Source organism: Anaeromassilibacillus sp. SJQ-5 (genome assembly GCF_054108045.1).
Window position 1 is genome coordinate 1,203,222 of record NZ_JBPJWQ010000001.1, and the last position, 17,619, is coordinate 1,220,840.

Annotated in this window: 19 protein-coding genes; 9 read left to right on the forward strand and 10 right to left on the reverse strand. The window is 52.0% G+C overall.

Features of this window, described 5'->3' with window-relative positions:
* Window positions 1–19: 19 nt before the first annotated feature.
* Genes ACSAMM_RS05100 through ACSAMM_RS05125 form a run of 6 tightly spaced genes read right to left on the reverse strand, consistent with a single transcriptional unit; the run spans window position 20 to window position 3,772 of the window.
* Window positions 20–1,009, reverse strand: a complete 990-nt coding sequence (locus tag ACSAMM_RS05100; RefSeq protein WP_457792150.1) for an alpha/beta hydrolase — start codon at window positions 1,007–1,009, stop codon at window positions 20–22.
* Between the two features lie 43 nt (window positions 1,010–1,052).
* Window positions 1,053–1,940, reverse strand: a complete 888-nt coding sequence (locus tag ACSAMM_RS05105) for an aldo/keto reductase (RefSeq protein ID WP_457792151.1) — start codon at window positions 1,938–1,940, stop codon at window positions 1,053–1,055.
* A complete protein-coding gene (locus ACSAMM_RS05110; RefSeq protein ID WP_457790215.1) occupies window positions 1,940–2,479 on the reverse strand; it encodes a flavodoxin family protein in 540 nt (179 codons plus the stop codon). Before ACSAMM_RS05110 ends, ACSAMM_RS05105 begins: the two co-directional genes overlap by 1 nt.
* 4 nt (window positions 2,480–2,483) lie before the next feature.
* A complete protein-coding gene (locus ACSAMM_RS05115; RefSeq protein ID WP_457790217.1) occupies window positions 2,484–2,804 on the reverse strand; it encodes a carboxymuconolactone decarboxylase family protein in 321 nt (106 codons plus the stop codon).
* Between the two features lie 9 nt (window positions 2,805–2,813).
* Window positions 2,814–3,224 carry a cupin domain-containing protein gene (locus ACSAMM_RS05120; protein ID WP_457790219.1) on the reverse strand — a complete coding sequence of 137 codons (411 nt, stop codon included), beginning with the start codon at window positions 3,222–3,224 and terminating at the stop codon, window positions 2,814–2,816.
* Window positions 3,221–3,772: a flavodoxin gene (locus tag ACSAMM_RS05125; protein ID WP_457790221.1), complete on the reverse strand. Its 552-nt coding sequence runs from the start codon at window positions 3,770–3,772 to the stop codon at window positions 3,221–3,223. The genes ACSAMM_RS05120 and ACSAMM_RS05125 overlap by 4 nt, the downstream gene beginning before the upstream one ends.
* 83 nt (window positions 3,773–3,855) lie before the next feature.
* Between ACSAMM_RS05125 and ACSAMM_RS05130 the strand changes: the two genes are divergently transcribed.
* The gene (locus tag ACSAMM_RS05130) at window positions 3,856–4,767 is read left to right on the forward strand and encodes a LysR family transcriptional regulator (RefSeq protein WP_457790223.1); all 912 of its coding nucleotides are present in this window, start codon (window positions 3,856–3,858) and stop codon (window positions 4,765–4,767) included.
* A gap of 112 nt (window positions 4,768–4,879) precedes the next feature.
* Here ACSAMM_RS05130 and ACSAMM_RS05135 read toward each other — a convergent pair whose 3' ends face one another.
* Window positions 4,880–5,125: an AbrB/MazE/SpoVT family DNA-binding domain-containing protein gene (locus tag ACSAMM_RS05135; RefSeq protein ID WP_457790225.1), complete on the reverse strand. Its 246-nt coding sequence runs from the start codon at window positions 5,123–5,125 to the stop codon at window positions 4,880–4,882.
* Between the two features lie 309 nt (window positions 5,126–5,434).
* Here ACSAMM_RS05135 and ACSAMM_RS05140 point away from each other — a divergent pair, with 309 nt between their 5' ends.
* Together ACSAMM_RS05140 and feoB are read left to right on the forward strand one after the other, a co-directional pair.
* The gene (locus tag ACSAMM_RS05140) at window positions 5,435–5,680 is read left to right on the forward strand and encodes a FeoA family protein (protein ID WP_457790227.1); all 246 of its coding nucleotides are present in this window, start codon (window positions 5,435–5,437) and stop codon (window positions 5,678–5,680) included.
* Window positions 5,677–7,845 carry a ferrous iron transport protein B gene (gene feoB, locus ACSAMM_RS05145; RefSeq protein WP_457792153.1) on the forward strand — a complete coding sequence of 723 codons (2,169 nt, stop codon included), beginning with the start codon at window positions 5,677–5,679 and terminating at the stop codon, window positions 7,843–7,845. Before ACSAMM_RS05140 ends, feoB begins: the two co-directional genes overlap by 4 nt.
* A 41-nt stretch (window positions 7,846–7,886) precedes the next feature.
* Here feoB and ACSAMM_RS05150 read toward each other — a convergent pair whose 3' ends face one another.
* The 3 genes from ACSAMM_RS05150 to ACSAMM_RS05160 form a co-directional block, all read right to left on the reverse strand.
* Complete coding sequence (locus ACSAMM_RS05150; protein WP_178721588.1) at window positions 7,887–8,774, reverse strand: 2-oxo acid dehydrogenase subunit E2; 888 nt, start codon at window positions 8,772–8,774, stop codon at window positions 7,887–7,889.
* Window positions 8,775–8,915: 141 nt separating this feature from the next.
* Window positions 8,916–9,362 carry a PH domain-containing protein gene (locus ACSAMM_RS05155; protein WP_178721586.1) on the reverse strand — a complete coding sequence of 149 codons (447 nt, stop codon included), beginning with the start codon at window positions 9,360–9,362 and terminating at the stop codon, window positions 8,916–8,918.
* Between the two features lie 122 nt (window positions 9,363–9,484).
* Window positions 9,485–9,616 carry a hypothetical protein gene (locus ACSAMM_RS05160; RefSeq protein ID WP_457790229.1) on the reverse strand — a complete coding sequence of 44 codons (132 nt, stop codon included), beginning with the start codon at window positions 9,614–9,616 and terminating at the stop codon, window positions 9,485–9,487.
* 324 nt (window positions 9,617–9,940) lie between these two features.
* On the opposite strand from ACSAMM_RS05160, the gene ACSAMM_RS05165 reads away from it, so the two are divergent.
* The 6 genes from ACSAMM_RS05165 (at window position 9,941) to ACSAMM_RS05190 (ending at window position 17,602) form a co-directional block, all read left to right on the forward strand.
* Entirely contained in the window at window positions 9,941–10,399 is a 459-nt protein-coding gene (locus ACSAMM_RS05165; protein WP_178721584.1) for a CtsR family transcriptional regulator, read from the forward strand.
* A 19-nt stretch (window positions 10,400–10,418) separates the two neighbouring features.
* Window positions 10,419–10,925, forward strand: coding sequence for a UvrB/UvrC motif-containing protein (locus ACSAMM_RS05170; RefSeq protein WP_178721582.1), 507 nt, complete (start codon window positions 10,419–10,421; stop codon window positions 10,923–10,925).
* A complete protein-coding gene (locus ACSAMM_RS05175) occupies window positions 10,915–11,925 on the forward strand; it encodes a protein arginine kinase (RefSeq protein WP_178721580.1) in 1,011 nt (336 codons plus the stop codon). The genes ACSAMM_RS05170 and ACSAMM_RS05175 overlap by 11 nt, the downstream gene beginning before the upstream one ends.
* 31 nt (window positions 11,926–11,956) lie before the next feature.
* Window positions 11,957–14,422, forward strand: coding sequence for an ATP-dependent Clp protease ATP-binding subunit (locus ACSAMM_RS05180; RefSeq protein WP_457790231.1), 2,466 nt, complete (start codon window positions 11,957–11,959; stop codon window positions 14,420–14,422).
* A 286-nt stretch (window positions 14,423–14,708) separates the two neighbouring features.
* The gene (locus ACSAMM_RS05185; RefSeq protein WP_457790233.1) at window positions 14,709–17,048 is read left to right on the forward strand and encodes an ABC transporter ATP-binding protein; all 2,340 of its coding nucleotides are present in this window, start codon (window positions 14,709–14,711) and stop codon (window positions 17,046–17,048) included.
* Window positions 17,048–17,602, forward strand: a complete 555-nt coding sequence (locus ACSAMM_RS05190; RefSeq protein ID WP_178721574.1) for a DUF1854 domain-containing protein — start codon at window positions 17,048–17,050, stop codon at window positions 17,600–17,602. The genes ACSAMM_RS05185 and ACSAMM_RS05190 overlap by 1 nt, the downstream gene beginning before the upstream one ends.
* Window positions 17,603–17,619 lie beyond the last annotated feature (17 nt).

The following is a 17,619-nucleotide window of genomic DNA, read 5'->3' on the forward strand; positions in this document are numbered from 1 at the left end:
CTTTACTACTCCTTTCTTTTCATTTCAAATTTGTTTTGAAAAACTGTTCTATTTTGTCAAAGGGAATTGCACTTTTTTTACCGCCATCATATAGATCGGTATGCACTGTATCAGGAATAATCATTAACTCCTTGTTATCTGTATAAGCGCTATCTCTCATCATATCGGAAAAGGCGTCCTTACTGAAGTAACAGGAATGTGCTTTTTCTCCGTGAATCATCAGCACTGCACCGCGGATTTCATTGCTGTACCGTAAAATCGGCATATTCAGAAAGGACATACAGCCTGTAATATTCCAGCCCTCATTGGAGTTGAGAGAACGCTTGTGATAACCGCGTTCGGTTTTATAGTAATCGTAATAGTCTTTTACAAAAAATGGCGCGTCTTCAGGCAACGGATCCACGACACCGCCCCCACGCACATAAGTTCCGGATTTGTATTCTATTGTTCGTTGAGCGTTTAATGCCTTTCTTTTTTCATAACGATCTGGTTCGCTATCTTCAGAATCAAAGTAGCCTTTCGCGTTTACACGGCTCATGTCGTACATGGTCGAGGTTACAGTGGCTTTGATTCTGGTATCAATCGCCGCCGCATTTAGTGCAAGACCACCCCAACCGCATATGCCGATAATTCCAATTCTTTCACAGTCTACATTGTCCTGTATGGACAGAAAATCAACCGCTGCCTGAAAATCCTCGGTATTGATGTCGGGAGAAGCCATATATCTCGGTTTACCGCCGCTTTCACCCGTGAATGACGGGTCAAAGGCAATCGTAAGAAACCCTCGCTCTGCCATCGTTTGTGCATACAATCCGGATGCCTGTTCCTTAACTGCACCGAAAGGTCCGCTTACCGCAACTGCCGGAAGCTTACCCTGAGCATTTTTCGGCGTATACATATCCGCCGCAAGTGTAATTCCGTATCTGTTATGAAATGTTACTTTGCTATGATTTACTTTATTGCTTTTAGGATAGGTTTTATCCCATTCCTGTGTTAAATTTAATTTCATCACGGCTGCCTCCGTTATCTTTTTATTCTGATTTATAAATGTCTTACCGGCTTTTTTTCTCTTTGCTGCAGTCCTGATGTTTTTTTCTTTCTTCAACCATGCCTACAAACCATTCAACCATGGATGGGTCCTGATGAGAGAAGAAGGAACTTTCATTTTTATCCAAAGCCGCAATGGTGGTCATCTCTTCCTCTGACAGCACAAAATCAAAAACGGCGAAGTTTTCCTTCATACGCTCGATATGTGTTGACTTCGGAATCACAACCACTCCGCGCTGAATATTCCAGCGCAGCATAACCTGTGCCGCTGATTTTCCGTGCTTTTCACCGATTTGCGAAAGGACCGGATTGTCAAATGTGCCTCCGCGCCCCTCCCCGAAAGGCGCCCAAGCTTCCAAACGGATATCATACTTGTCAGCCCACTCTTTTAAATTTTTTTGCTGATTGAAAATATGCGTTTCCATCTGATTGACCATAGGTTTGATGCGGTTGAAAGACGCAAAATCGACCATACGATCGGCATAAAAGTTGGAGATTCCGATCGCGCGGATTTTTCCCTCATCGTATAATTCTTCCAGTGCTCTCCACGCACCGTAAGCATCGGAAAACGGCTGATGCAGTAGTACCAAATCCAGATAATCCGTTTTCAGCTTGCGAAGAGACTCCGCCACGGAAGCCTTTGTCTGCTCATAACCATAATGTTCAATCCACACTTTGGTGGTAAGGAAGATGTCTTCTCTCGGCACTCCGGATTTCTCAATAGCGGAGCCGACCTCCTCCTCGTTAAAATACGACTGTGCCGTGTCGATATGTCGGTACCCCACACTTAAGGCATCCAGCACGCAGTGCTCACATTCTTCTTTTGTTACCTGATAAACGCCATAGCCCAAAATTGGCATTTTTATACCGTTTGATAATGTTACATATTCCATCATAAAATGCTCCTTCCCATTTCATAGGCTTCGTTGTAAGCCGGAGTGTCTTTTATCTCTCCGACCTTCCAAGAGCCGATGCCGTAGATAATCCCCGCTTCTCTCGCTCCTGCAAGACAATCCTCCGTAAAACCGCGGAACGCTTCCATAGTACGGGTAAGGTTTCCTTTTTCGGTGTCAGCTGCTGTCATAATAAAGTAAAAATCCTTATCGGTAATTTCCGTGTATCTCGGAACGGTACGGTCAATGAAGGTTTTCATCTGTCCGTCCATCGTGTAGAAATAGACAGGTGTGGCAAGAACGATCGCATCAGCCGTTACCATTTTGTCAAGAATTTCTGCCATATCATCTTTTTGAACGCATTTGTGCGTGGAGTTGCACACACCACAGCCACGGCAGTAACCGATATTCTCTGATGCCAGAAATATCTTTTCTACCTTATGACCGCTTTCGGCCGCGCCTTTGGCAAATCTGTCACACAGTATATCGGAATTGCCGTTTTTTCTCGGACTTGCAGAAATAATCAATACACGTTTCATTTGGCTATCCCTCCCAAATCTCTTTTGCCATACGCAGTGCCGCCCAAGCCTTTGGCCAGCCTGCATAAAAAGCCGCATGTGTAAGAATTTCCGCAATTTCTTCTTTTGTTACTCCGTGAATTTTCGCATTTGATAAGTGAAACTTTAAGGAGTTATCCAAAATTCCGCTTGCCATCAATGCCGTCACCGTAACGATGCTTCTGTCTCTTGCGGACAGCTTATCTTCTCTCGACCAAATCTCGCCGAAGAGTATATCATCATTCACCTCGGCAAATTTCGGGGCAAATGTGCCGAGTTCGTCTCTTCCTGCTGTTACCTTCGCCATAACAACACCTCATTTCAGTTTATCGTATTCTTCATCGGAAACAGGCTCGCACCATTCCGTCCCACAATTCTCACCCGGCACTTCGACTGCTAAATGCTGAAACCATGAGTCAGCCGACGCACCGTGCCAGTGCTTTATCCCTGCCGGAATGTGAACGATATCTCCGGCTTTCAGCTTTCTTGCCGGCTTATCCCATTCCTGATACCAGCCTTCTCCTGCGGTAACAAGCAGCATTTGACCGCCGTCCTTATCCGCATGATGGATATGCCAGTTGTTGCGGCATTTCGGCTCAAAGGTTACATTGCCGATAATGACCTGCTCTGTGGATAGCATATTCAAATAGCTCTGCCCGATAAAATACTGTGCAAAAGCTTCGTTTGCTCCTCCTATAGGGAATAGGCTCACTTCCGGTATATTCATAGCAAATCCTCCCGAACCCATTTTTCAATATCCTTTCTCGACCGTTTTACGCTGCCGCCGTGAATGGCAAGACCTTTTTCAACCTTTGCGGCAGGACACAGTTTTTTGATGTCGCTTAAGCTGCTGCCCAGACCACTGCCTTCGTGGGTACAGAAAGGTTTGATTGTTTTTCCGCTGAAATCAAAATGCTCCAGAAAAGTAAATACTGCCATAGGCATGGTACTCCAATAGTTTGGATAGCCTAAATAAATCACATCATATTCGTCGAGCATTTCCGGGAAGCTTTTCAAATCGGGACGTGCGTTCTGCCGCTGATCAGCTTGCGCCTGTGCGATACATTCGTTGTAATCTCTTGCATAAGGCTTCAACTGCTCGAGTTTAAACAAATCAGCGCCTGTCAACTCTTTGATTATACCCGCTGCAACCTCCGTATTGCCGACTTCCAAGGTTTTAATCAGTCCGTTTACATAGTTATCATCGGCTCTTGAATAAAAAGCAATCAACTTTTTCGACATTTCAATACCTCCATCCGTTTCTGCTAAAAGCATAACATAGAAATCCTTGACACAGAATATCCGATATGTTATCGTAGTATAAACTTAAAGTTTATACTAGCGTTTGGAGGTATCCTATGTATAATCCTATGCTTGATACTTTTATAGCCGTCAGCAACTACGGTAGCTTTACCAAAGCGGCGGAGCATCTGTATATTTCACCCACTGCCGTTATGAAACAGATGAACGCGCTTGAAAGCCATCTAAACTTAAAGCTGATTGAACGAACTCCGTCAGGCGTACATATAACGCCGGCAGGGGAGGTAATTTACCGTGACGCAAAGTTTATGATCGATTACTCAAAAAAGTCCATTGCCGCCGCAAATACCGCCATGCATACCTATGACACCACCTTCTGCGTTGGTACATCTTTGCTCAATCCCGCAAAGCCTTTTATGGATTTGTGGTACAAGGTAAATCAAAGTTTTCCTGACTACAAGCTGCATCTCGTTCCTTTTGAAGATAATCACGAGGGCATTTTGTCGGAAATCGAAAAGTTGGGTGAAAAATTTGATTTCTTAATTGGCGTATGTGATTCCAAGGTGTGGCTGTCTTTATGCCATTTTCTGCCGCTTGGGAGATACAAAAAAATGATTGCGGTATCAAGAGAACATCCTCTTGCATCGAAAAGCCGTATTGATATCAAAGATTTATACGGCGAAACACTTATGATGGTGAGTGCGGGAGATTCCGGTGTAAATGATTTCATACGCAATGATTTGGAAAAAAATCACCCGCAGATTCATATTGAAGACACGCCTTACTTTTATGATTTATCTGTATTTAACCGCTGTGCAGAGACCAGAAATGTTCTGCTTACGATTGAATGTTGGCAGGAAGTTCATCCTGGTCTTGTCTCTATCCCTGTCAATTGGGATTATAGTATTCCTTTTGGACTTCTTTACAGCTTTCATGCGCCGGAGGATGTGCTGAGATTTGTTAAGGCGGCGGAGAACATAACGCTCTCTGCAAAAAATAGAAGCGTATAGATCGCAAGGAACCGTCGTGCTATAGCATCTCGACGGTTCCTTGCATCTGTATCCTATTTGGTTTTCATATTTCTTCGTTAAGGACATTCCGCTTTTGGTAGACAGGCTAAGTTTACAGTTTACGGGCGATTTCCGCCGCGCAGGCGGGGCAGATGTTCCGCCCCTTGAACGTGCTGATGTCTTTGGCGTTGCCGCAGAACACGCAGGCGGGCTGATACTTTTTCAGAATAATGGTGTTATCCTCGATGAAGATCTCGAGAGAATCGCTGTCTCCGATTTCCAGGGTACGGCGCAGTTCAATAGGCAAGACAATGCGGCCAAGGCCGTCAATTTTGCGGACGATACCGGTTGATTTCATGTTATTTCCTCCATTTAACATTTCGCAGAACAGGGCGTTGGTCGCTTCTGCGTTTGTTTGATTTTGTCGATTTTCGCCGACATTTTTATAGTACCAATTTCTGTCTAAATTGTCAACGGATTATATGTGGAAAAAATGTAAGAGTGGCAGAGATGTGGCATATTGCCACACAATTTCAATATTGACGAATCGAATGGAACATGCTAAAATTAGCAAAGACTAACACTCGGGATATTTGTCCTGCTTTTCTCGTATATATGGAAGGGACACCCCCGGGATGGGAGCAGGGGAGAAAGAGGGAGACTCAGTTTGGAGAAAACGGTCAACGATTTGAAAATCGGCGAAAAGGCCATTGTGACAGGACTGGGATGCTCCGGCGCTTTACGGCGGCGGATCATTGACATGGGGATTACCCCCGGTGCTGTTGTTATCATGCGTAAGGCCGCGCCGATGGGCGACCCCTTGGAGATCAATGTGCGAGGCTACGAACTCAGCATCCGACGCTCGGAAGCGAAAGAAATATGGGTTTTGCCGGACAACGGGGAGGCACGCTGATGAGTACGACCTACGCGCTGGCGGGAAATCCGAACTGCGGCAAAACTACTCTGTTCAACGAATTAACCGGCTCCAACCAATATGTCGGTAACTGGCCGGGCGTGACCGTGGAAAAGAAAGGCGGCCAGTTAAAAAGCCACGGCGAAGATGTAACGGTTGTGGACCTACCAGGCATCTACTCATTGTCGCCCTATTCTGCCGAGGAGATGGTCACCCGGAATTACATATTGGATGAGCACCCCGATGTGATTATCGATGTGGTGGACGCCACGAATATCGAGAGAAACCTCTATCTAACCTTACAGCTAGCCGAGCTTGGCCGTCCTATGATTATCGCCCTGAACATGATGGATATGCTGGCAAGCCGCGGGGTGGAAATCGATGTGCAGAAGCTCGAGCACATGCTGGGGGTTCCGGTTGTACCAATTTCCGCGAGCCGGGGCCGTGGCATTAAGGAATTGATTGACCGGGCTCATCATGACGGCGTAGAGCGCGGCCATCAGACTTTATCCGCCTTCGACGAAATGCGGCTGGCCGAACGGATCGACGCCAAGCATGGCGGCAACCCGTATATTAAGCATCAACTCCACGACAGGCGGGAGCATCACGCTTCCGAATACCTTTCCACCCACGTGATTGATGAAATTTACTCCACCGCCGTCATGGAAGCCATCCTGCGCATTGAAGATATTATAGAACCGAAGTGCATGAAAACGGGCATGGCCCTGCGTTGGTCGGCGGTCAAAATCATTGACGACGATGCCCCCACCATTGAAGCACTGAACTTTTCAGACGGAGAGGCCCATTTGATCGATGAGATCGTGCGCGATTTGGAGGCCAAGTACGTCGAGCGCGATATGATCATCGCGGATCAAAAATACAAATTTATCTGTCAGATTTGCGAACAGTGCGTGACGCACTTGAAAGCCCCAGGAGAACTGACGCTGTCCGATCGCATCGACAGCATCGCCACGCATAAGTATCTGGCGTTGCCTGTCTTCGTAGGCATCATGGTTTTGGTGTTTTTCATCACCTTCGGCCCGTTGGGCACCTGGATGACGGATGGGCTCACCGGTCTTATCGATATATTCACCGAGTGGGCCAGAAGGGGGTTGCAGGCGGCGCACGCATCTCCATGGGCCGTCAGCCTGGTCTGTGACGGGGTAATCACCGGCGTCGGCTCCATCGTTTCGTTCTTTCCGCAGATCCTGTTACTCTTTTTGTTCCTTTCTATCCTGGAGGACAGCGGGTATATGGCGCGGGCCGCGTTTATTATGGATAAGCTGCTGCATAAGACCGGTTTGTCTGGCCGCTCCTTTGTTCCCATGCTGATGGGCTTCGGGTGTTCGGTTCCCGGCGTCATGGCGGCCCGTACGCTGGAGAATGAACGGGACAGGCGTATGACCATCATGCTGACGCCGTTTATGTCTTGTTCGGCGAAAATGCCGGTTTACGCGTTGTTCATCGCGGCTTTCTTTCCGAAGTACCGCGGCTTTGTGGTTTTCGGCATCTATGCCCTGGGGCTGCTTGTTGCCATTGTCTGCGCGATGATTCTTAAAAAGACGGTGCTGAAGGGCGGGCATTCCCCTTTTGTCATGGAACTGCCGCCCTACCGGTTGCCCACGCTCAAAACCTTGTGGATGCATCTGTATGAGAGGGTCAAGGACTTTGCCGTGCGGGCGGGAACTATCCTGCTGGCCGCCTCCATTGTCATTTGGTTCCTTCAATCCTTTGACTTTCATCTGAACATGCTGTCGCCGGAACAAACAGGCAGCAGTATGCTGGCCTCTATCGGCAAGGCCATCGCCCCCATCTTCAGCCCGCTGGGCTTTGGCTTCTGGCAGGCCTCCGTTGCCCTGGTGGCCGGCTTGGTGGCTAAGGAAGCGGTGGTGGGAACCCTGACCATCCTATTTAACCCCATCAGCGATGCCGCCATGTACAGCATCCTGCAAGGAGTGTTCACACCGGTCGCAGCTCTGTCCTTTTTGACATTCGTGCTGTTGTATATGCCCTGTGTCGCCGCTTTCTCGGCGATCCGACGGGAAATGAATTCCTGGAAATGGGCGCTTGGTACTGTTGCGTTCCAGACGGTAGTGGCCTGGATTGTTTCTTTTATGGTGTATCAGTTCGGTACATTGGCTGTTAATCTAGTAGGACTCCTGTAAAAAGGCGGGGCGTGACCATACAAGTCACGTCCCGCCTTTTTTCAAATCCAGGCATCAGCCGGTGTGCTGGCCGGAGGCTGTTCGAGAACCTCCGGGTTTTTCAGCATGCGTTTCATGGAGCGGATGGATTCCGCGTAATAGTATCCGTCGCAAATACGCTCATCCACCGTAAAGCGCAGCCGGATTACCTTCTTATCCTCGAGCGAGCCGTCGGATCCGCGGATTAGCTCTGTCTCCTTTTTTCCAATAGCCATGAAAACCGAAGTGGTGCCGAAATCGTATATATGATGAAAGACCGGGCCGATCCCCAAAGATCCGACGTCGGTAATATAGATGCTCGTATGAAAAGGGCTCAAGCGGTTCAGCGCCTTGGGCATCAATCCCCAGTGATCCAACACGTTAACCAAATTCACAATCACGCGTATCAGCCAAGCCGGGCAACGGTTCAGAATCCGGGCTACCATGTCGGTATCGTTCTCCACCGTGCTGTCCATGACCTCATGCGTAATCGCGTCGTTGATTTTACGATATACATCATACAACGTATCGGTGGGGGAGAATTCCGGTTTAATGGTGGTCTCCTCCGCGTCTCGATTAAGCCCCCGCTTGATAGACATGGAAACCGTCAGATTGGTGCGCGCATAGATCTTACCCGCAATCACAAACCGATTGAGCCAGGGCCGCAGCGTGATCATCCGAACGGCCGCCGCAATGAACAGATGATAGGTGGAGAAGCCCGGCAAATTGTCCTCCTTTCGTTTCCTTCGCACGTATTTTTCCAGGTTTTCAATATCGATTACTTCATCAAACAGGACGATGCTGTCCGACCGCCTCTTCATAATATGCGGCATCACCGTAAAAAAAGCCGGCGTACGGCGCAGCCTCCTGCCATCATACCGATCGCCAAGCCGCCGCTTATCCTTATTCATAGCTCCCCCTCCTAAGCGTAAAACATCCGTTTCCATTATAAACGAGCGGATGCCGGTGCGCAACAGTCGGAGCCGCGATTTAAAGAATTTTGCCGAAAGCAAAACCGCCTTCGATCCTAAGACCGAAGACGGTTGATTTTATTAGGTTCCCGGATGACCATGAAAATCATCGTCACAGCCTTCCGATTCCATCCCCACATATTCGCCGGAGCGAAACCGCATGCGAAACCGCTCCTTTTCCACCTGCTCGTCCAATAGATCCTTGAACTCCTTCGCATTCCGTATGTTGCGAATAATCAGCTCAGGAATGCTGTGATCGGAGGAGGCCACTAGAATATTGCCCAGACCGAAAAGCTTTTGTATAAAGGTCCGCCGGTAGGAGGTATCCATGATCCGGAACAATAGAATATCGTCCTCTGCCGTGGTGAACAGCCCCGTTTGAACGGTCAGCTTTTTAGGGGTCAGGGTATATGTGGTAAACGTGAAGGGGAGACCGAAAAATGTCCATCTTTTCCGTTCCCGCACTTCAAAATCATCCTGTGGCTCTTCCGGCCTTGCGGAGGCGCCGTTTATTTTGTCGTCTTTCATAGGATACCTCCTGCCATGATGTGGTAGTCCTTTTCCCTTACATTATAGCCATAGCGGAACCGTCTGTCAACAAAAGAAAACGCCCGGCACGGTTTTCCGCGCCGGGCGTTTTCTGTAGGAGGTTAGCAGCCGCAGCCACAACCGCCGCAGCTTCCGCCGCAGCCACAGTCATCGTTATCGATGAGCAACAGGACGATGATAATGAACAGGATCCAGGTGCAGTCATTACCGCCAAACAAATTTCTCAGGCACATATCTTGCCGCCTCCTTTCATCGCTTACACCCTATACTATGTACCGAGCAGGGGAGTGGTTACGGAATCTTACGGGAGCGCCCACGGATAAAAACGGTCCCCTACCCATATGATGAAACTGGAAGGATTTGTGCCCCCGTAACGACTTGAAATCCGAAGAAAACAGAAGAAATCGTGTGATGTTTCAAGGTAACACAGAAAAAAAGACTGCCTTCGACGATGTTAGACTTTCTTAGTCTTTGACTTTTGTTGACCTTTTGATTATACTCTAAAATAAGCAAAAGGATTAATAAATGACGGGACAGGAATGTGAGTTGATAGGAATATGTGTATAAGCGACGCGATCGCCGCCTATATTTTAGGTGTAATGGAACGTACCGGAAACGGCACGGCGGAGCTGCAGCGAAACACGTTGGCGGAAGAGCTGGGCTGTGTTCCCAGTCAAATCAGTTATGTATTAACCTCCAGATTTACGCCGGAAAAAGGGTACATCGTGGAAAGCCGACGGGGCGGCGGCGGGTATATCCGCGTTCAGCGTGTTCGATACCAAAGCACGGCCGCGCCGATGATGCATACGTTGAACGCTATTGGCGAAGAACTGGCAGCCGGCTCGGCCCAGGCTATATTGGAGAATCTTTTATACGAGAAATGTCTGACAACCGAGCAGGCGCGGATTATGGCGGCGGCCCTGTCGGACAAAGCGTACCGGGATATACCGGCTGAACAACGGGATAGACTGCGGGCGGCAGTGATGAAACAAATGCTGGCCGCAGCGGCGTTATAGAGAAAGGATGGGACTGTGTATGACCTGTCAGAATTGCGGCAAGAATCTGGCGACTACCCATGTGAAGAAAACGATGAATGGAAAAACCACAGAGTTGCATCTCTGTGCCGCTTGCGCCGCCAAGCAGGGCCTGAACACCGTGTGGGACGGCCTTGGTCTGGATCTGGGGAATTTCTGGGGCAGTCTGTTCGCGGAACCGGCTGTCCGAGAAAAAACCGACACCGTTCGCTGCGAATGCTGCGGGAGCACCTTCGGCGATATCGCGAAAAACGGCAAAGCCGGCTGTCCGGCCTGTTACACCACCTTTTACGATCAGCTTCTCCCCTCGATCCGCCGGATCCACGGCAAAACGCGCCATACCGGCAAAACGCCCGTAGCCGCTGGGGAAGAGGCCAAAAAGGAACGGGAGCTGGATGTGCTGAAAAAGCAGCTGGCGGAAAGCATCGCCAGCCAGGAATATGAAAAATGCGCCGAGCTGCGGGACAGCATCCGCGCGCTGGAGGAGGGGAGACACGATGGAGAATAAGTGGTATCAGCACAGTGGGCCGGAAGGGGACGTGGTCATCAGCACCCGCGTGCGGCTGGCCCGCAATATCGAGAACTATCCTTTCCCCGGCAGCATGGAACCCGAGCAGCGTCGGCAGGTTATGGATATCTTTGAGAAAACGCTTCAAGCGGCGGCCGGCCCGCTGCGGTTCAGTCCCATGGAAAACATTGCGCCGATGGAGGCGCAGTCGATGGTGGAACGTCATCTGATCAGCCCGGAATTTGCCCGGTGCGAGCCGGGAAGCGGCTTATTGCTCAACGAGGACGAAAGCGTCAGCATTATGCTCAACGAAGAGGATCATATGCGTCTGCAGGTCTTGCGGGCCGGCTTGGCGTTGGAAGAGGCGTATGCGCAGGCGGATGAACTGGATACCCGCCTAGACGCCTCCTTGCATTTTGCCTTTGACGACCGCCTGGGATATCTGACGCAATGCCCCACCAATCTAGGTACCGGCATGCGGGCCTCCATTATGCTGCACCTGCCCGCCCTTCAAGAGCATAACGCCATCCAACAGCTGGCCAACACCGTTTCCAAGCTAGGCTTGACGATCCGGGGCATTTATGGAGAGGGTAGCAAGTCGGAAGGCGCCCTATACCAGTTGTCCAACCAGGTGACGCTGGGAATTTCCGAACAAGCCGCCATTGAAAACCTCCTCGGCATCGCCTCGCAGATTATCCGGCAGGAACGGGTCTCCCGGGAAAGCCTCAGCCAAAACCCGCATTTTGAGGATAGGGTCTGGCGATCGCTGGGCCTGCTCAGAACGGCGCGGCTATTGTCCCACGACGAGTTTATGGCGCTGATTTCCAACGTACGGGTCGGGATTGCCGTTCGTGTTATCGAAGGGCTGTCTCTGGATGTTATCGGCGAACTGCTCAACGACGCGCAGCCGGCGACGCTCATGCTGCACGCTGGCGAGGACATGGAGCCCCTGCAGCGGGATGCTTTACGCGCCCGTATGGTTAGGGAGCGCCTGGCCTGAATCGCAAGAATCTTAGAAATGGAGTAGATATATGTATCGGTTTAAAGGATTTACGGAAAAGGCCAACACGGCTTTGAATTTAGCCATAGAAGCTGCCCAGGAGTTGGGGCACACCTACATCGGCACAGAGCATATCGTTCTCGGCCTGCTGCGGGAGGGGACCGGCGTGGCCGCGTCTGTTCTCGGGGCCAGAGGTGTCACGGCGGCTCTCTATGAGGAAAAAATCGTCGAAGTGGAATCCAGCGGGGAATTTAGCCGGCTGACGCCCGAGGATTTCACCCCCCGGGCCAAAACCGCCATGGAGATGGCGCTGGCTGAGGCGGCGATGATGCAGCATGGCTATGTGGGGACGGAGCACATCCTCATGGCGGTGCTGCGGGACGACAGCAGCGTGGCCGTGCGCCTGATTGTTGCACTTGGCGCCCGCCCGGACGAACTGTTCGGGGATATTGCGAAAGCCGTGGGCGCCCCCACGGCGCAAACGACCGCCGGTGGCGAACGGCTTGGGAAAGCCCCTGCGGCTAAGGGCGGAGGGAAAACCCCGACGCTCGATCAGTTCGGTCGGGATTTGACGAAGCAGGCAAAGGAAGGCCGACTGGATCCGGTGATCGGCAGAGCCGCGGAAATCGAACGGGTGATCCAAATCCTGTCCCGGCGAACCAAAAACAACCCCTGCCTCATCGGCGAACCCGGCGTGGGCAAAACCGCTATCGCAGAAGGCCTGGCCCAAAAAATCGCCGCCGATGAAGTCCCGGAGCTCCTGCGGGGCAAGCGCGTGGTCACGCTGGATTTGACCGGTATGGTGGCCGGAACGAAATACCGCGGCGATTTTGAGGAGCGAATTAAAAACGCCATTGCCGAGGTCTCCAAAGCAGGAGATATTATCCTGTTTATCGATGAAATGCACACCCTCATCGGTGCCGGCGCCGCAGAGGGCGCGGTAGACGCCGCCAATATTCTCAAACCCTCTCTGGCTCGGGGCGAGCTGCAGGTCATCGGCGCGACCACCATCGAAGAATACCGTAAGCACATCGAGAAGGACGCTGCCCTGGAACGCCGGTTTCAGCCGGTCATGGTCGGCGAACCGACGGCGGAAGAGGCCGCTCTGATTCTAAGAGGGCTGCGGGATAAGTACGAAGCGCACCATAAGGTGAAAATTACCGACGAGGCGCTGGAAGCGGCCGTGGCCCTCTCTACAAGGTATATATCCGACCGCTATCTGCCGGACAAGGCCATCGACCTGGTGGATGAGGCCGCCTCTCGCGTAAGGTTAAAAGCCTTTACTGCTCCTCCGGACTTGAAAGAGCTGGAGGAAGAGGTCAAACGGCTGAACGAGGAAAAGAAAGCGGCGGTCAACGAACAGGACTTCGAACGAGCCGCCCGGCTGCGGGACGAGGAAAAGGAAAAGAGCGAACAGCTGGCCGTTCACAAGCAGCAATGGCAGGAAAAGAACGCCGGCATCACCGGCGAGGTGACCGCCCGGGAAATCGCGGAAATCGTTTCTGGCTGGACCGGCGTGCCGGTCGTGCAGCTCACTGAGGCGGAAGGGCAGCGTCTTCTGAATATGGAGTCCATCCTGCACGAACGCATCGTGGGACAGGATGAGGCTGTCACAGCCGTTTCTAAGGCCATCCGCCGCGGACGGGTGGGGCTTAAAGATCCCAAACGCCCCATCGGCTCCTTCATCTTCCTCGGCCCCACCGGCGTGGGCAAGACGGAGCTGTGCAAGGCGCTGGCAGAGGCCATGTTCGGGGATGAAAACGCCATGATCCGCCTGGATATGTCGGAATATATGGAGAAGCATACCGTGTCCCGTCTGGTCGGATCGCCTCCCGGCTACGTCGGGTATGACGAGGGCGGACAGCTGACCGAAAAAATCCGCCGGAAGCCCTATTCGGTGCTGCTCTTTGACGAAATTGAAAAAGCGCACCCCGATGTTTTCAATATGCTGCTGCAAATTCTGGAGGATGGCATCCTGACCGACGCCCAGGGCCGGCGGGTCGATTTCAAGAATACGGTTATCATCATGACGTCCAACGTCGGCGCCCGCCTGATCACTGAGCAGAAAAAGATGGGCTTCGCCTCTATCGCGGAAACCGCTGATCCAATCGCCAGTCAGAAACAGATAAAAAACGACGTGATGGCTGAGCTTAAAAAGGCGTTCCGGCCGGAATTTTTGAACCGGGTGGACGATATCATTGTCTTCCAGCAGCTGACTGAGGAAAATATCCAGGAGATTGCCCGCCGGATGCTGCGCACACTGGATAAACGGCTGGCCGGTATGGATATGTCCTGCCAGGTCAGCGATCGGGCTGTAGCGGAAATTGCCAAAGCGGGATTCGACCCGGTTTACGGGGCTCGGCCCCTGCGCCGCGCCATTCAGTCAAAAATTGAGGATACCCTGTCAGAGCAGCTTCTGACAGGGAAATTCCGGGCCGGTGATGTCATTCAAATTGACGCGGAAAACGGCGAATTTCAGTTCAGCCAGGCGACCTGATTATCTGTCGGGAGGTATTCCATACAGGAATGCCTCCCGATTCTTTTTTTGGACAAACGTTCGAAACTAGTTGCATTATTCAAAATACTGTGTTAAAATAAGGAAACTTACAGGAAAGGAGATGGACAATATGACCCGCACAATTCAAAACAAAGGTTTGGATGTCAAATTGTCTGTTTCACTTTCGGGCAGATAAACCCGTCTTCCGTGAAGGAAGACGGCCGTAAGCACATCCGCGTAGGGTGTGCTTTTTTTGTCGCTCGTTTGTGAAACGGGGAGGAGTGTGATGGGAGTGTCTTCCACAGCCAAAGAGCCGAAACCGCCTGCCGTACCCAAAACGGTTCTCCAGGCCTGCCGGCGCAGAGGCATAGAGACAGAGCCTCTGGCGGCTTACGCTTGCGCGGACATGAGCCCAGAAGGGGAGTTGCGTCATGTCCATCTGTTCCTGAAGGCCGATCGCCTGCTATTGGCCGTGTCGGCGTTGTCAGGGGAGATGGAGTTCTCCGGCGGCTTCGGCAAGGCGCCGGCCGGCAGGGAAGAGGTCATTCAAGAAGTGCATGAATATCCTCTGGAAACCCTTTCGGAGCCGCAAATACATAATCAAGTGGTCGGCGGCCTGCTGGCCGTTCGACTGAGCGGCACAGAAACCTGGCTCTGCCGTTTCTCCGGCAGTAAAATGAGGGAAATGCGCCGGTTTACCGATCGGCTTGAGCAGCTGCTGCATCCGGAAAGGGAATGCCGCCGTCCTCCCGAACGGGAAGAAGAGGAATGCTGTCCGAAATGCGGCTTACCCTATCCGGAGCGCGGACGTGCCGTTTGCCCTCGCTGTATGGAAAAGAGCACAGTGATGCTCCGAATCTTGGCCTACTTCAAAGAATACCGCTGGCGGGTCGTCGTGATGCTGCTGTGCGTGGCCGCGTCTGGCGTTCTCAATGCTATTTGGCCCTATCTGTCCGGCACCGTCCTTTATGATAAGGTGCTGGGGAAAAACGGGGACTTCGCTTCCTCGCTGGGCTTCGGCGGCAACTTTATGCTAATGCTGGGCTTCCTAGTTTTCATCATGACGGTGACCAAGCTGCTTCAGCAGATTACCGGCGTCATTCACGGGCGAATGACCGCGTACATGGTTCCTGGCGTGGTCTGTAAAATTAAGAACAGTGTGTTTGCCGCCCTGCAAAAACTCTCGGTCGGCTTCTTCACCAGAAGGCAGACCGGCAGCCTGATGCAGAGGGTAAATGCCGACGCCAACGAAGTCATGCAGTTTTTCATCGACGGCCTGCCGTATTTGCTGTTCAATGTGCTGACCATTTTGGTAACGGCTGTGGTGATGTTCGTTATGGATTGGCGCCTGGCGCTGGTGGCCCTTTTCCTGCTGCCGCCTTTGTTTCTGGTCAGCTATTGGCTGCTGCCCCGCCTCTGGCATGCCTTTGGCCGGCGGGCCAGGGTGGTGCGCAGCCTCTATTCGGTGCTCAACGACAACATTACTGGTGCGCGGGTGGTCAAAGCCTTCGGCCAGGAAAGCACCGAGGATGTCCGCTTTGAAAAGAGCAACAACCGGGTTCGGGAAGCAGAAATCAACATTGTGCATTACCAAAACCGCTTCAGCGTGGCTTACAGCATCGCCAAGGACGTCCCAAGTCTGCTGGTTTGGGCCGTGGGCGCGCTGATCATTCTGCATGCCGACGGCGCCTTTCGCTACGGCTCTCTGCTGACCTTTGTGGGCTATCTGTCCATGCTGCAGGGGCCAATGGATTTCTTTTCCCATGTCTTTCAGTGGTGGTCGGGCAGCATGAACTCTGCCCAGCGCATCTTTGAAATTATCGACGCGCACCCCGATGTTGTGGAACGCCCGAAGGCCTTGGATGTCCAGCTAAAAGGCGATATCCGCCTGGATAGGGTCAGCTTCAGCTACGAGCCGAATAAGCCGGTGCTCAAGGACATCAGCTTTCATGTCAAGGCCGGGGAGATGCTGGGCATTGTCGGCAAGTCCGGCGCCGGGAAATCTACTCTGGTCAATCTTATTTCCCGGCTCTATGACGCGGAAAGCGGTGATATCCAGCTGGACGGCCATGATATTCGGGACATTTCCTTCGCCTCCCTGCGGGGCGCGGTGGCCATGGTCAGCCAGGAAACCTATATTTTTATGGGAACCGTGGCGGAAAACATCGCCTATGCGCGCCCGGACGCCACCCATGAGGAAATCGTACAGGCGGCGATAGCCGCCAGCGCCCATGGCTTTATCTGCCGGTTGCCGGATGGATACGATACCTTAATCGGCGCCGGCGGTCGGCAGCTGTCGGGCGGCGAGCGGCAACGCGTGTCCATTGCACGGGCCATTTTGGCCGATCCGCAGATTCTGGTACTGGACGAAGCGACAGCTTCGGTGGATACCGAAACGGAACGGGCCATTCAGGCGTCGCTGGACGCCTTGGTCAAGGGGCGCACCACCATCTCCATCGCCCACCGGCTGTCCACCCTGAGGGGCGCGGATCATTTAATCGTACTGGAGAACGGCGAACTGGTGGAAAGCGGCACCCATAAAGAACTAATCGATAAACGCGGCGTCTACTTCAAGCTGCTTCAACTGCAGTCCAAGGCGCTGGCTATGAGAGGGGTGGGGGACTGATGCCCGATTCTATGATAGAAAACGATATTCTGGAACAAGAAAAGAAATCGGTGGAAGACATCATTTCCATCAAAGCCATCACCGCCGATAACGCAGTGTTTGAACGCACGGGCGGCGGCTTTGTACGCATGACCTTCGCCGGGAAGGACTATTCCCGCATCGCGGTACACCGGTGTTTTCCCCACAGTGACCCAAATGCCTATATTTCCATTCGAGAACCCGAGGGCGACGGCAAAGAAATCGGCCTCATTGAAAATCTGGCCGATTTGCCCGCCGGCACCCGGGAGATGCTGGAGGAACAGATGGCGCTGCGGTATTTTGCTCCGAAGATTCAGAAAATCCACGCCATCAAGGAGGAATACGGCTATTCCTACTGGGATGTCACCACCGACAAGGGCCGCTGCCGCTTCACGGTCCGTATGGGAGGCGGTTCGGTATATACCATCGGTTCTAATCGGTATCTGGTGAACGACCTGGACGGCAACCGGTTTGAAATACCGGATTTGTATGCCCTCTCGGCCAAAGAAATCAAAAAGCTGGATCTGTTTATTTAGAGGCGGCGTGTTGGAAA